General features: G+C 71.6%; 12 protein-coding genes, 1 tRNA gene and 1 pseudogene. 5 read left to right on the top strand and 9 right to left on the bottom strand.

The annotated features are described in order from the left end of the window. Positions 1-8 precede the first annotated feature (8 nt). A complete protein-coding gene (locus A9977_RS33440; RefSeq protein WP_183029282.1) occupies positions 9-452 on the bottom strand; it encodes a helix-turn-helix domain-containing protein in 444 nt (147 codons plus the stop codon). A 106-nt stretch (positions 453-558) separates the two neighbouring features. Here A9977_RS33440 and A9977_RS33445 point away from each other — a divergent pair, with 106 nt between their 5' ends. Next, positions 559-1,776 (top strand): MFS transporter, encoded by a 1,218-nt coding sequence (locus tag A9977_RS33445; protein WP_183029195.1) that lies wholly within the window; start codon positions 559-561, stop codon positions 1,774-1,776. On the opposite strand, the gene A9977_RS33450 is transcribed toward A9977_RS33445, so the two are convergent. After that, on the bottom strand, positions 1,773-2,513 hold the full coding sequence (locus tag A9977_RS33450) for an SDR family NAD(P)-dependent oxidoreductase (RefSeq protein WP_183029197.1): 741 nt from the start codon (positions 2,511-2,513) through the stop codon (positions 1,773-1,775). The genes A9977_RS33445 and A9977_RS33450 overlap by 4 nt on opposite strands. Positions 2,514-2,623: 110 nt before the next feature. Between A9977_RS33450 and A9977_RS33455 the strand changes: the two genes are divergently transcribed. The 3 genes from A9977_RS33455 (at position 2,624) to A9977_RS33465 (ending at position 4,333) form a co-directional block, all read left to right on the top strand. Beyond that, positions 2,624-3,520 carry a LysR family transcriptional regulator gene (locus A9977_RS33455; RefSeq protein ID WP_310936243.1) on the top strand — a complete coding sequence of 299 codons (897 nt, stop codon included), beginning with the start codon at positions 2,624-2,626 and terminating at the stop codon, positions 3,518-3,520. 53 nt (positions 3,521-3,573) lie between these two features. Next, positions 3,574-4,050, top strand: a complete 477-nt coding sequence (locus A9977_RS33460) for a GNAT family N-acetyltransferase (RefSeq protein WP_183029199.1) — start codon at positions 3,574-3,576, stop codon at positions 4,048-4,050. A 61-nt stretch (positions 4,051-4,111) separates the two neighbouring features. After that, positions 4,112-4,333: a hypothetical protein gene (locus A9977_RS33465; protein WP_183029201.1), complete on the top strand. Its 222-nt coding sequence runs from the start codon at positions 4,112-4,114 to the stop codon at positions 4,331-4,333. A gap of 9 nt (positions 4,334-4,342) precedes the next feature. On the opposite strand, the gene A9977_RS33470 is transcribed toward A9977_RS33465, so the two are convergent. Together A9977_RS33470 and A9977_RS33475 are read right to left on the bottom strand one after the other, a co-directional pair. Next, positions 4,343-5,203 carry an oxaloacetate decarboxylase gene (locus A9977_RS33470; RefSeq protein ID WP_183029203.1) on the bottom strand — a complete coding sequence of 287 codons (861 nt, stop codon included), beginning with the start codon at positions 5,201-5,203 and terminating at the stop codon, positions 4,343-4,345. Between the two features lie 50 nt (positions 5,204-5,253). Continuing rightward, positions 5,254-6,207, bottom strand: coding sequence for a tripartite tricarboxylate transporter substrate binding protein (locus tag A9977_RS33475; RefSeq protein ID WP_183029284.1), 954 nt, complete (start codon positions 6,205-6,207; stop codon positions 5,254-5,256). 222 nt (positions 6,208-6,429) lie between these two features. Here A9977_RS33475 and prpR point away from each other — a divergent pair. Further along, a pseudogene (gene prpR / locus A9977_RS33480) lies at positions 6,430-8,425 on the top strand (propionate catabolism operon regulatory protein PrpR). Between the two features lie 42 nt (positions 8,426-8,467). Here the strand turns inward: prpR and A9977_RS33485 are convergent. From A9977_RS33485 to A9977_RS33505, 5 genes are all read right to left on the bottom strand, one after another. Then, positions 8,468-8,560 (bottom strand) — tRNA-Sec (locus A9977_RS33485). A 19-nt stretch (positions 8,561-8,579) separates the two neighbouring features. Further along, entirely contained in the window at positions 8,580-10,490 is a 1,911-nt protein-coding gene (gene selB, locus A9977_RS33490) for a selenocysteine-specific translation elongation factor (RefSeq protein WP_183029207.1), read from the bottom strand. Positions 10,491-10,787: 297 nt separating this feature from the next. Further along, entirely contained in the window at positions 10,788-12,236 is a 1,449-nt protein-coding gene (gene selA / locus A9977_RS33495; protein WP_183029209.1) for an L-seryl-tRNA(Sec) selenium transferase, read from the bottom strand. Next, positions 12,236-13,261, bottom strand: coding sequence for a formate dehydrogenase accessory protein FdhE (gene fdhE / locus A9977_RS33500; protein ID WP_259652261.1), 1,026 nt, complete (start codon positions 13,259-13,261; stop codon positions 12,236-12,238). Before fdhE ends, selA begins: the two co-directional genes overlap by 1 nt. A 9-nt stretch (positions 13,262-13,270) precedes the next feature. Beyond that, positions 13,271-13,894 carry a formate dehydrogenase subunit gamma gene (locus tag A9977_RS33505; protein ID WP_183029212.1) on the bottom strand — a complete coding sequence of 208 codons (624 nt, stop codon included), beginning with the start codon at positions 13,892-13,894 and terminating at the stop codon, positions 13,271-13,273. Positions 13,895-13,899: the final 5 nt, after the last annotated feature.

Raw genomic sequence — 13,899 nt, forward strand, 5'->3', positions numbered from 1 at the left:
CAAGCGACCTACTTGCCCACCACCTGCACGTCATCGAACTGCAGCGGGCGCCCGTCGGCGCTCTCGACCCCGAGCCGCGCGACCGGCTGGCCGCTCTCGCGGTCGACCAGGCGCGAGCGGCGCTCGCCGCGCGCGAACAGTTGGCCTTCGCCCCATTGCCGCAGCCCGACGATCACCGGGAACAGCGCCTGGCCCCGGGGCGTCAGCACGTACTGCTGGTAGGCCGAGCCGTCCGCCGCGGGCTGGCTCTCGAGGATGCCCTCCTGCACCAGCGCCTTGAGCCGGCTCGCGAGGATGTTGCGGGCAGCGCCCAGGCTGGCCTGGAAGTCGCTGAAGCGGCTTACGCCGTCGAAGGCGTCGCGCACGATCAGCAGCGACCAGCGGTCGCCGACCAGGTCCAGCGCGCGGGCGACCGGGCAGGTCGCGGTGTTCATTCGTTTGCGTTCGGCCATGTCGAGGTTTTTCCAAAACAGCGCCGCCGCCTGGCCGCGCACTGGTTGCATTTTAAAACTCATAAGCTATGCTTCAGTTGGTTTAAAAACGAAACCAGTTAAATCGATGTCTTTGCCTCTCTCTCCCAATGACGCTCGGCCCCTGCCGCGCAGCCTGGTCGCGCTGTTCGCCGGCACCAGCGGCGCCAGCGTGGCCAACGTGTATTTCGCCCAGCCGCTGCTCGACACGCTGGCCTCGGACTTCGGCCTGTCGCAGGCTGCCGTCGGCGGTGTCGTGACGGCCACCCAGGCCGGCTCGGTGCTGGCCCTGCTGCTGCTGGTGCCGCTGGGCGACCAGCACGATCGGCGCCGGCTGGCGCGCGCGCAGCTCATGGCGCTGGTGCTGGCCCTGGTCGGCGTGGCGGCCGCGCGCGGCGGCATCGCGCTGATGGCCGGCATGCTCTGCGTCGGCCTGCTGGGCACGGCCATGACGCAGGGGATGATCGCCTACGCGGCCAGCAGCGCGGCGGCGCACGAGCGCGGGCGCGTTGTGGGCGCCGCGCAGTCCGGCGTGGTGATCGGGCTGCTGCTGGCGCGGGTCTGGTCGGGCGTCGTGGCCGACCTGGTCGGCTGGCGCGGCGTGTACCTGGGCTCGGCGGCCGTGATGGCGCTGCTGGGCACCTGCATCTGGCGCCGGCTTCCGGTCCAGGCGCCGGTGGTCGAACGCCTGCCCTACGGCCGGCTGCTGCGTTCCTCGCTGGACCTGCTGCGCACCGACCGCGTGCTGCAGCTGCGCGGCACCTTGGCCCTGCTGATGTTCGCGGCCTTCAGCATCTTCTGGAGCGCGCTGGCCCTGCCGCTCACGGCCGCGCCCTGGTCGCTGTCGCACGCGGCCGTGGGCGCCTTCGGCTTGCTGGGCGCAGTGGGCGCGGTGCTGGCCGGCCGGGCGGGCCGCTGGGCCGACCGGGGTTGGGCGCAGCGCACCAGCGGCGTGTCGCTGGCCCTGCTGCTGCTCGGCTGGCTGCCGCTGGCCCTGATGCAGCGCTCGCTCGGCTGGCTGGTGCTGGGCATCCTGCTGCTCGATGCGGCGTGCCAGGCGCTGCACGTGACCAACCAGGCCCTGATCCTCCAGCGGCCCGCTGCGGCGCACGGCCGGCTGATCGGCTGCTACATGCTGTTCTACGCGGTGGGCAGCGGCGCCGGCGCGATCGCCTCGACCGCGGTGTATGCGCAGGCGGGCTGGTCCGGCGTGTGCGTGCTCGGCGCGGGCGTGAGCCTGCTGGCGCTGCTCGTCTGGGCCGTGAGCGCCAGGCCTCGCGCGGCGGGTCTGGCGTGCAGGGCCTAGAACACCAGCCCGCCCGCGACATCGAGGGTGGTGCCCGTGACCCAGGCCGCATCTTCCGACACCGCATACGAGACCGCGGCCGCGATGTCGCTGGGCTGCCCCACCCGGCCCAGTGGCGTCTTGCCCACCAGGTGCTCGGCCATGGCCGCGGCCGATTCGGCATTGCCTTCGGTCGCGACGAAGCCCGGCGCGATGCCGACCACGCGGATGCGGCGCGCGCCCAGTGCCGTGCCCAGCGTGCGGGTCAAGGTGTCGACCGCGCCCTTGGTGGCGGAATAAACATGCACCATCGGCTGCGGACTCGTGGCCACGCCCGAGCTGATGTTGACGATCACGCCGCCGGGCGGAAGCACGCGTGCGGCCGCCTGCGTCACGAGCAGCAGGCCGCGCACGTTGAGATTGAAGTGCATGTCGACGCTCTCTGCAGTGATCGAGTCCAGCGAGTCGACCTGGTAGACGCCCGCGTTGTTGACCAGGATGTCGAGCCGCCCGAAGCGCTGCACGGCCGCATCGACCAGCGGCTGGATGTCCTCGGGCCGGCTGAGGTCTGCCTGCACCGCGAAGGCCTGGCCGCCCGCGGCGGCGATGGCCTGGACCACGAGCTCGGCGTCTTCCGCACTGCGCGAATAGTTGACGACGACCGAGGCACCGTCGGCCGCCAGGCGCTTGGCGATGCCGGCGCCGATGCCTTTGGACGAACCGGTGACGAGGGCGACCTTGCCGGAGAGATTGCGCATGGGATGTCCTGAAGAGGGAAGAGGTGAAGAACGAACGGTAGTCCCGATGCAGCCCCGGATAAATGGCATGGCGCCGCATGCGGCATGAAGCTGCGCTTCATAATCCCCGCGTGTCATCCGAGCTCTTTCCCGCCATCGCCGCCTTCGCGCGCGTGGCCCACTACGCCAGCTTCACGCGCGCGGCGGCGGAGCTTGGCGTGTCGCCTTCGGCGCTGTCGCAGACCGTGCGCACGCTCGAGGGCCGGCTCGGCGTGCGGCTGCTCGACCGCTCGACGCGCCGCGTCGGCGTGACCGAGATCGGCCAGCGCTTCCTGTCGGATGCACAGCTTGGGCTGTCGGCGCTCGAGACCGCGATCGACGCGGTGAACGAAAGCCGCGAACGCCCGGTGGGCCTGCTGCGCCTGAACCTGTCGCGCACCGCGGCCGAGATCCTCGTGCTGCCGCATTTGATCGAATTCAACGAGGCCTTCCCGGACATCACGCTGGAGATGCATTGCGACAACGCGCTGCTCGACCTGGTGGGCAACGGCTTCGATGCCGGCATCCGGCTGGGCGAAAACCTGGCGCAGGACGTGGTGGCCGTGCCGCTGGGCGGCCGGCGCCGCATCGCGACCGTGGCCGCACCGCGTTACCTCGAAGGCCGCACGCCGCCGCGCACGCCCGAAGACCTGAAGGCGCACCGCTGCATCAACGTGCGGCTGGGCGGCAGCGTCTATCGCTGGGAGTTCTCGCACAAGGGCCGCGACTTTGACATCGAGACCACCGGCCCGCTGCTGACCAACGACGGCGACGTGCTGCTGGCCGCGGTGCGTGCCGGCGCCGGCATCGCCTGTGCGTTCGAGGTGCAGGTGCAGGACGACATCGCGGCCGGGCGGCTGGTGCCGCTGCTCAAGGCCTGGTGGCCGACCTTCCCGGGCTTCTACCTCTACCACCCGAGCCGCATCCACGTGTCGCGCAAGCTGCGCGTGTTCATCGACTTCATGCAGCAGCGCCTGAACCCGCGCTGAGCGGCAAGGCACGCGGCTTGCTCAGCACCACAAAAGGCCCACCCCCAGACCCCATGCACATCGAACACGACGACCTTTCGCGCCCCGCCATCCACGCCCTGCTCGAGGAGCACCTGCAGAGCATGCGTGCCTGGTCGCCACCGGAGAGCGTGCATGCGCTCGACCTGGACAAGCTGCGCCAGCCCGGCATCACCTTCTGGTCGGCCTGGGACGAGGCTGGCCTGCTGCTCGGCTGCGGCGCGCTGAAGGAACTGGACGCCACGCATGGCGAGCTGAAGTCCATGCGCACGCCCGAGGCGCATCGAGGACGGGGCGCGGGCAGGGCGATCCTCGCGCACATCATTTCGGTGGCGACCGCCCGCGGCTATGAACGCCTGAGCCTGGAGACCGGTGCGACAGCGCCCTTCGCGCCGGCACAGCGGCTCTACGAAAGCGCCGGCTTCACCCGCTGCGGACCTTTCGCCGACTACGGCGAGGATCCGCACAGCGTGTTCATGACCTTGGCGCTCGCGTCGGACGGCAGGCCGTGAGCGCGGCCGGGCCGCGCATCGGCGGTAGAGTGGCGAGCATCGCAACCCCGGAGGAAGACACATGAACGCCACCCGAATCATCGCGATCGTCCTCATCGTCGCGGGCGGCCTCGGCCTCGTCTACGGCGGCTTCAGCTACACCAAGGACACGACCGTCGTGAAGCTGGGCCCGCTCGAGATCTCGGCCAAGGAGAAGGAGCGCGTCAACGTGCCGATGTGGGCCGGCATCGGCGCGATCGTGGTCGGCGGGCTGCTGCTGGTGATGGGCGGGCGCAAGGGCTGAGCGCCCGCGTCAGGCGTAGCGGCGCTCGAGCGCATCCCATTCGGGCTTGCTGACGAGCCGCTGGCGTTCGGCGAAAGGAGTGACCAGCGCCGGGTCTTCTTCCAGCCGCCGGTCGTCGCGCAGCGCGGTGAGGGCCTTCTGCATGCCGGCCACCGCGCCCTGCAGCGCGGCGTTGGCATACAGCACCAGCCCGTAGCCCAGCCCGGCCAGCTCCTCGGCGCCGAAGATCGGCGTGCGGCCACCGACCACCATGTTCATCAGCTGGGGCCGACGCAGGCGCTGCGGCAGCGCCCGGATCTCCTCGGCGCTGGTCACGGCCTCGACGAACAGGATGTCGGCGCCGGCTTCGGCAAAGCGCTGGGCGCGCTCGATCGCCGCCTCGAAACCATGCACCGCGCAGGCGTCGGTGCGCGCCAGGATCAGCAGGTCCGGATCCTGCCTGGCATCGGCCGCGGCCTTGATCTTGCCGACCGCCTCGTCCGTGCCGATCACGTCCTTGCCCGAGAAATGACCGCAGCGCTTGGGCGCGACCTGGTCCTCGAACTGGATGCAGTCGGCGCCGGCGCGCTCCAGCGTGCGCACCGTGTGGCGCACGTTGAGCGCGTTGCCGAAGCCGGTGTCGGCATCGACGATCAGCGGCAGCCGCACCGCGTCGCGGATGCGCGCGGTGTGGTCGGCCATTTCGGCCAGCCCCACGAAGCCCTGGTCGGGCAGGCCGAACCACATGTTGGTGACGCCGGCGCCGGTGACGTAAATCGCCTCGTAGCCCAGGTCTTCGATGACCCGGGCCGACAGGGCGTTGAAGGCGCCCGGGACGATGACGCCGCGGCGGGCCTCGGCCAGTGCACGCAGTTGCTGTTTGGTGTTCATGTTCTGTCTGCAGGAGTGGGTCGTGGCGGATGGGCGGATTGCTGGCGTGCTCACTTTTCCTGCATCTGGGCGGCCTTGACGATCTCGCCCAGGCGCTTGCGCTCGGCATCGGTGAACTTCACGAACTCCTGCCGCGTGCCGCCGATGGGCTCGATGCCCAGGCCCTTGAGCTTCTCCACCGTGGCCGGCTCGCGCATGGCCTTGTCCACGGCGGCGGCGACCTTGTCGAGGATCTCGTCGGGCGTGCCGCGCGGCGCATGCAGGCCGGCCCAGTGCGCGATTTGCAGGTCCGGGAAGTCCTGCTCGACGGCCGTCGACAACTGCGGGTAGGCCGAGATGCGCTGCGTCCAGGTGGTGGCCAGGGCCTTGAACTTGCCGTCGCCGCGGATGTGCGGCAAGGCGATGATGCTGGCCTCGGAGGTGCCTTCGACTTGGCCGCCGAGCACGGCCGTGGTGCTCTCCGAGCCGCTCTTGTAGGGCACGGGCTGCAGCTTGGCGCCGTACTTCACGTTCAGCATCTCGGCCACGAAGTGCGGCGTGCTGCCGGTGCCGGCGGTGGCGAAGTTGAAGCCCGCGCCCTTCTTCGAGGCCTCGACAAAGTCGCGCAGGTTGTTGTACGGCGCCGACTTGGGTACCACCACCACCGAGGGCGCGAGGCCGATCATCGCCACCGGCACCAGGTCCTCGTCCTTGAAGGGCATGGACTTCTTGATCATGCTGTTGGAGATCACGCCGGCTGCGCTGATCAGGAAGGTGTAGCCGTCCGGCGCGCTGCGGGCGACCAGGTCGGCGCCGAGCGAGCCGCCCGCACCGGGCCGGTTGTCGATCACCACCGGCTGGCCCAGCACCTTGGCCGCGCCTTCGGCCGCCGAGCGCGCCATCAGGTCGTTGGCGCCGCCGGCCGAGAAGGGCACGACGAAGCGGATCGTCTTGGCGGGCCAGGCCTGCGCATGCGCGGCCACGGGCAGGGCGCAGGCGAGCGCGGCGGCGACGGCGCAGCCCAGCGGGGAAAGGCGATGGAAGTTCAAGTTGTTCTCCTGTGTTCTGGTGGACGGGCCCCGGCAGGGGCCGCGGGCAATGGCGCAAACGCCGTGCCATCGCTTCGAGGGGCAACCCCGAATGCTGCAAGTGCTTGATCTGCAAGGCATTCATGCGCTGCGAGGGTGCTTGGTGTTGGCGCTGTATTTCAAGATGGTTTCATTTCTGAAACGTGGATACTTGACGAGATGAATTCGCCGACCCCTGCCTTGCCGGATGTTCCCGCCGTGCCGCGCCGCCAGCTCCATATCGTGGCCGTGGCGCGCCATCGGCTGGGCCGCGTGCTCGAGCGGCTGGCGCCGGAGGTCGCGGCCCAGGCCGAGGTCTCCTTCGTCGGCCATGCCTTCGACGACGCCGTGGCCGCCGTGCGGGCCCTGCACGCCCGCGCGCCCATCGATGCGGTGGTGGCGGCGGGCGCCAGCGGCGAATGGCTGCGCCAGCACCTGGACCTGCCGGTGGCGATCGTGGAGGTGCGAGGCTTCGACCTGATGCGCGCGCTGGCCGCGGCGCGCGCCCTCTCGACGCGCGTGGGACTGGTGTCCTTCGACGGCCCGTCCGAGCACCTGGCGCAGCTGGACACCCTGTTCGGCATGGGCATCGCGCAGTTCAGCTACCGCGGCCCGGACGATGCACCCGCCTGCGTCGAGGCGCTGCGCGCGGCCGGCGTCCAGGCCGTGGTGGCCCCCGGGCTGGTGGCCGACCTGGCCGAGCAGGCGGGCATCGCCAGCGTGCTGATGTATTCCGACGACGCGGTGCGCCAGGCGCTGCAGGACGCCGTGCACATGGCCCGCCTGGGGCGCGCCGAGCGCGCGCGCCACGAGCGGCTGGGCACCATCCTCGGCCAGCTGCAGGACGGCGTGGTCGCGGTGGACCTGCGCCAGCGCATCGAGGCCCTGAACCCGGTCATGGCGGAGCTGCTGGGCGGCTCGGTGGCCGCGCTGGTCGGCCGCGTGCTGGGCGACGTGGAGCCGGTGCTCGACCTCGGGGCCACCCTGCGGATGCAGGACGCCCCGGCCGAGGAGGTGCTGCAGATCGGCATGCGCACACTGGTGGTCCGGCGCGCGCCGATCGTCGAAGGTGGCGAGGTCACCGGCGCCTTGCTGGTGTGCCGCGACCCGGCCGTCATCCAGCGCGCCGACCGCCACCTGCGCGCCAACCAGCGGCAGCGGGGCGCGCCCGCGCGGTACCGGATCGAGGCCTTCGCCGGCGAGGGCATCGCCGCGCGGCGCGTGCGCGAACTGGCGGCCCGGTGCGCCGCCAGCGATGCCACGGTGCTGATCACGGGCGAGAGCGGCACCGGCAAGGAGCTGGTGGCCCAGGGCATCCACACCGCCAGCCGGCGCGCCACGCAGCCCTTCCTGGCGGTGAACTGCGCCGCGCTGGCCGAGAGCCTGCTCGAAAGCGAACTCTTCGGCCACGAGGAGGGCGCCTTCACCGGCGCACGGCGCGGCGGCAAGACCGGACTGATCGAGGCCGCCCATACCGGCACGCTGTTCCTCGACGAGATCGGCGACATGCCGCTGGCGCTGCAGACGCGGCTGCTGCGCGTGCTGCAGGAGCGCGAGGTGCTGCGCCTGGGCGCGACCGCGGCGGTGCCGGTCGACCTGCGCGTGATCGCCGCCACCCATGCCGACCTGGCGACCCAGGTGGAGCGCGGCCTGTTCCGGCGCGACCTGTACTACCGGCTCGCGGTGCTGCGCATCGAGACGCCGCCCCTGCGCGATCGCGGGACCGACATCGCGCGCCTGGCGAGCGCGTTGATGGCGCCGTGCCGCCGCCCTGGGCGTGCCGGACGGGCAGGCGGCGGCCGGGCTCGCCGCGCTGCTGGAGCTGGCCGCGGGTTACGCCTGGCCCGGCAATGTGCGCGAACTCGAGAACCTGGTCGAGCGCCTGCTGGCCTGCCACGACCACCTCGCGCCGGCCGGTGTGCCGGACCGCGTGCGGCTGCTGGAGATGTTCCCGGAGTGCTCGCAGGCCCGCCCCGGGCCCGTGCGCGACGGCCTGTTGAAGGGGGTGCGCCGCGCGGCCGAGCTGCGACGTGTGCGCGAGGTGCTGCAGTCGGTGCAGGGCGACCAGGGCCAGGCTTGTGCGCTGCTGGGCATCAGCCGCGCCACGCTGTGGCGGCGCCTGCGTGACGACGCGTCGGCAGCGGGCGATCCGGGGCCGAAGAAGCCTTCGGCCTAGCGGCCCCCGGAGCCGACAAAACCGTTACCGCGGGCCCGAGGGCGGAAGGGAGAGGGAGTCGAACCCTCCCGGCGACGCGTGGCGCCACCCACCGGGTTTGAAGCCCGGCCGCCCCACCAGGGACGATTCCCTCCCATGTTGTGCATTCATGGGGTCACTCGCTGCGCTCCGTGCCGCCGAAGAGCACGGTGTCGGGGCGCAGCAGGTGCACATCCTTCACGCGTCGCGTGTAGCCGACGCGGTCGAAAAACTCCAGCAACTGGATCGCGCGCTTGCGGCCCAGGCCGGTGGCGTCGCGAAAGCTCGCGGCCTGAAGGCCTTCGTTGTTGGCCATGCAGTCGCGCGCCAACGCGGCCAAGCCTTCGATGGTCGCTGCCGGATAGTACAAGTCCTTCACCACCTGGTAGGCCTGGCCGCGCCGCGCCAGGCTCGCGAGCGTCTGGCGCACCACGGGTTCGGCCGCGTGGTTGTTCTTCGCCAGGTCGCGCACCCAGGGTGGATCGAAACCGCCGTCGGCCATCTGCGGCAGCAGCTTCTGGGCCAGCCGTTCCTCGGCGGCGCTGAGCACGGCCGCATGCGCGGGCAGGTGCAGCCAGTGGCCGCTGCGCGCGAGCGTGCCCTTCGTCAGCAAGGTCTCGACGGCGTGCTGCCACAAGGCGTCGCCCACGCGCGGGCCGGCCAGGCGCTTGAGGCGGCGCAGGTCGGGGCCGACCTCCTCGGGCGAGGCCTGGTGGAATTCCTCGAGACGGCCAAGGATCTGCTGCTGCAGCGCGTCGAGGTGTTCGACGGCGATCAGCATCGGGGGAAGCTGCACGGCATCGCTCGGCGCCACCGGTGCCTCCTGCAGCGCGAGCGCGCGTTGCAGGCGCCCGGTGTCCAGGCCCGTCGGTGCACTCGCAAGCAATGCGCCGATGCGTTTGCCGCGCTCGTCCAGCGCCCATGCGGCCAGCGCCTGCAGCCGCTCGGGCGTGCGCCGGTAGCGCGTCGGCGCGTACGGGTCGAGCACGCGCACGCCGGCCACGGTGCGCGTGGCGGAGGCGTCGCGCAGCACGCCGCGGTCACCATGCCAGGCGGCCACGGGCTCGCGCAGCACCAACTGGGCCAGCGCGGTGTCGCCGGGCGCGAGCGTGTCGCGGTCGAGCAGCGCGACCGAGGCCATCACGTCGCTCGCGCCCAGGTGGGCATGCACGATCGTGCCCGAGCGCAGCGCCTGCGCCTCGCCGGGCCACAGCATGAGCTGCACGTCGAGGCGCTCGGTGGTGAGCGCGATGCCCGGCGCGCAGACCCACTGGCCGCGGTGGACCTCGTCCTTGGCCACGCCGGCCAGTGCCAACGCGCAGCGCTGGCCCGCGTGCGCGGCCTCGGCCTGTTCGTTCTGCGCGTGGATGCCGCGCACGCGCACCGGCCGGTCGCCGGGCACGATCCGCAGTTCGTCGCCGATGCGCACGCGGCCGGCCATCACCGAGCCGGTGACCACGGTGCCCACGCCGGCCAAGGTGAAGGCGCGGTCGACGGCCAGGCGGAAGGCCAGCGCCTCATCGTGCGCGTGCACCGTGCGCGCCTCGGCGACCAGGTGGGCGCGCAGTGCGTCGAGTCCTTCGTCGGTGGCGGCCGACAGCGCGAACACCGGTGCGCCCGCGAGCGCGGTGGGCGCAAGCAGGGCTTCGATCTCGGCGCGCACCTGCGCGATGCGCGCCCCGCGTTCGCTTGCGTCGATGCGGTCGATCTTGGTGATCGCGACCGTGCCGTGCCGCAGCCCCAGCAGCGCGACCACCGCCAGGTGCTCGCGCGTCTGCGGCATCACGCCATCGTCGGCCGCCACCACCAGCAGCGCGTGCGCGACGCCGGTGGCGCCGGCCAGCATGGTGTGCAGCAGGCGCTCGTGGCCGGGCACGTCGACGAAGCCCAGCGACGGTCCCTCGGGCGTGCGCAGGTAGGCATAGCCCAGCTCGATCGAGATGCCGCGCCGCTTCTCCTCGGGCAGCCGGTCGGTGTCGACGCCGGTGAGCGCACGCACCAGCGTGGTCTTGCCGTGGTCGATGTGGCCAGCGGTGCCGATGATCATGGGGTGCGGATTTTCTCCTTCCCCCTCTGGGGGAAGGTGGGGATGGGGGCCCGCGCGCCAGCGGGCGCTGCGCGGTGTCGAAGGCCTGCCCCCACCCCGGCCCTCCCCCGGCGGGGGAGGGAGGAAGAGGGGAGGCGGTTACCGGCGCGTCTGTGCGCATGGCGCTGCTGTCTTGCTCCTTCCCCCTTTGGGGGAAGGTTGGGATGGGGGCCCGCGCGCCAACGGGCGCTGCATGATGTCGAAGGCCGTCGTGCCCCCACCCCGGCCCTCGCCCGGTGGGGGCGGGAGAGAAACCGGTCACGACAGCCGCTCCCGCAGCAAGGGCAACTGATCGACGAACGGCCCGCTGTCCTCCAGGCAGCGCAGGTCCAGCAGCAGCCTGTCCTCCGCGATGCGCCCGATCACCGGCAGCGGCAGGCCGCGCAGGGCCGTGGCCAGCGCCTCGAGCGCGGTGCCCGTGCCCTTCTTCGCCGTGCCCGCGGGCGCCAGCGCGAGGCCGGCCGAGGGCAGGCGTTCGACCGGCAGCGAGCCCGAGCCGATCTGGCCCAGCAGCGCCACCACCTCGACCGTGAAGCGCGGTGCCACGGCCGCGGCCACCGCCGGCTGCAGCGCGCGCGCCAGTTCGCGGATCGCCTCGGCCGGCCGCGTCAGCAGCCGCAGCGTGGGCAGGTCCTGCGCGAGGCGCTCGGGCCGCAGGTAGAGCATCAGCGTGGCTTCGAGCGCGGCCAGCGGCAGCTTGCTCATGCGCAGCGCGCGCTTCATCGGGTACTTGCGGATGCGGCCGACGGCGGCCTTGCTGCCCACGATCAGCCCGGCCTGCGGGCCGCCCAGCAGCTTGTCGCCGGAGAAGGTCACGACGTCGCAGCCGGCCGCGAGCATCTCCTGCGGCAACGGCTCGCGCGGCAGGCCGTAGTTCGCGAGGTCGACCAGCGAGCCGCTACCCAGGTCGGTGGCCAGCGGCACGCCGCGCGCATGCGCGATGCCGGCCAGCGTCTTCTCGTCGACCGCCGCGGTGAAGCCCTGCACCGCGTAGTTGCTGGTGTGGACCTTCATCACCAGCCCGGTGCGCTCGGTGATCGCGCGCTCGTAGTCGGCCGGGTGGGTGCGGTTGGTGGTGCCGACCTCGACCATGAGCGCGCCCGCGCTGGCCATCACGTCGGGCATGCGGAAGGCGCCGCCGATCTCGACCAGTTCGCCGCGCGAGACGATGACCTCGCGGTCACGTGCCAACGCAGCAATCGTCAGCAGCACCGCGGCCGCGTTGTTGTTGACCACGGTCGCGGCCTCGGCACCGGTGATCGTGCACAGCAGGTCCTCGATCAGCGAATCGCGGTCGCCGCGGCCGCCCGAGAGCAGGTCGTACTCCAGGTTGTTGGGCGAAGCCATGACCGTCAACAGCCGCTGCAGTGCCGCATCGGCCAGCACCGCGCGGCCCAGGTTGGTGTGGATCACCGTGCCCGTGAGGTTGAGCACGCCGCGCATGCGCGGGGCCAGGCGCCGATCGACGCGCGCCGCGAGCGCCTCGGCGAGTTGCGTTGCATCGACTTCGGCCAGGGGCAGCCGGCCGGCAATCGCGCGCTGGCGCAGGCCGTCGAGCAGCGCGCGGGCCTCGGTCACGACCAGCGTGCGGCCGTGCGTGGCGAGCAGGGCGGAGGCCGCGTCGCCGCGCAGCAGTTGATCGACAGAAGGCAGGTCGGAGGGCCTTGCCGTCGAGCCGTGGACCACGGACTCTTCGGGCGCGGCCATCAGCCGCCTCCGCCGTCGTTGTCGGGATCGGGGTCGCCGAACAGCAGCATCAGGTTGTGGCCACTGCGCTCGTAGCCCGCATCGGCCACCAGCAGGTCGAGCGTGATGCTGGCCAGGTCGTCGGCCACGGGCTCGACCTCCGGGTCCTTCTCCATCGCGACCTGCTTGAGGTAGTGGTGGCAGGCATCGCAGCATTCGGCCTTGGCGGCGCCGGGGCGCGCACCGGTGGCCGGCAGCGCGATGCCCGGCTCGGGCGTGAGCTGCTGGAACTGGATGCCCTTGGTGCTTTCGCAATGCGTGCACTTGATGCGCACGTAGTGCCACTGGGTGCTGCACAGCGAGCAGTGCAGGTAGCGGAAGCCGCCGTCCTCGGCGCCGATGCGCGTGATGCTGGCCGTGGGCAGGCTGCCGCAGCAGGGGCATTCGGTGCCGGGCTCGGTGTGGCCGAACACGCGTTCGCCATGCACGTCGGCGGTCTGCAGCGCCAGCTGTGTCCAGTAGGCCTGCAGGCCCGCGGCGATCAGCGGCGCGGTCGCGAGGTCCAGGCCCAGCGTGATGCGGCGCGACAGCCGGTCGGCCTGGGCGTCGATCCAGTCGGCGGGGCTGGCGAGCAGGCGCTCGACGGTGTCCCGCACCGGGCCTGCTGCGAGCGGGGCCGCGAACAGCGTGAGCACGCGGCGCAGCGTGGCCTGCCACAGCGGGTCGCGCGGCCAGCCGAAGGCGGGCATCGGCGGCTTCAGGGCCTTGGCCGCGGCCGCGCAGGCAGAGGCATCGGGCACCGCGACCGGTGGATGGTCCTGCAGCGCCTGGTGCTGCGCCGCGGCCAGGTCGGCCACGAACAGCAGGTACTCGCGCATCGGGTGCGAGGCCGCGAGCTGGCGCAGCCGCAGCTGCCGGTCGTGGAAGACCGAAGCCCGCACCGGCAACCGCACGAACGGCATCTGCCGTCCGGCCTGCATGGCGATTTCCTCGGGGCTGAGAACGCGCGGGGTTCGCGGAAGGGAGTTGCCGGTGCCTGGGTTCATCGTGGGGGATTATTCACCGCGTGTCATCTTGCGGTGCCAGAGAGGATGGTTCAGTTTCGCCCATCCTTCGGTGACAGTGCCCCGCGTCATCGCGCGTAGCGTGCCCTTGACCCAGATCGCCGCATAGATGTGCGTGATGACCGAGAGGATCAGCACCACCGCCGAGACCGAATGCACCAGCACCGCGATGCGCCGCACCGTGATCGGGAAGAAGTGGACGAACCAGGGGCTCCAGAACATGAAGCCGGTCACGAACAGCAGCAGCAGGCTCAGGCCGAAGGCCCAGAACACCAGCTTCTGGCCGGCGTTGTACTTGCCCACGGGCGGCATCGAGGCCTTGTCGCCCGCGAGCATCTTGGGCGCGTTGGCGATCCATTCGCGGTCGCTGCGGTCCAGCAGGTTCTCGCGCCACATGGTGAAGAACAGGAACACGAAGCCCAGCACCATCGCCACGCCCAGGAAGGGGTGCAGGATGCGGGTCCACGGCCCGCCGCCGAACAGCGCGCTGAAGAAGAACAGCGAGGGATGGAAGAAGGCCAGGCCCGAGAGTGCGGCGGCGAAGAACATCAGTGCGACGAACCAGTGGTTCATGCGCGTGGCGTCGCGGTAGCGGCGGAGGTATCGCTGGGTCATCGCAT

Source organism: Variovorax sp. UMC13 (assembly GCF_014170375.1).
Taxonomy (GTDB): Bacteria; Pseudomonadota; Gammaproteobacteria; order Burkholderiales; family Burkholderiaceae_C; genus Variovorax.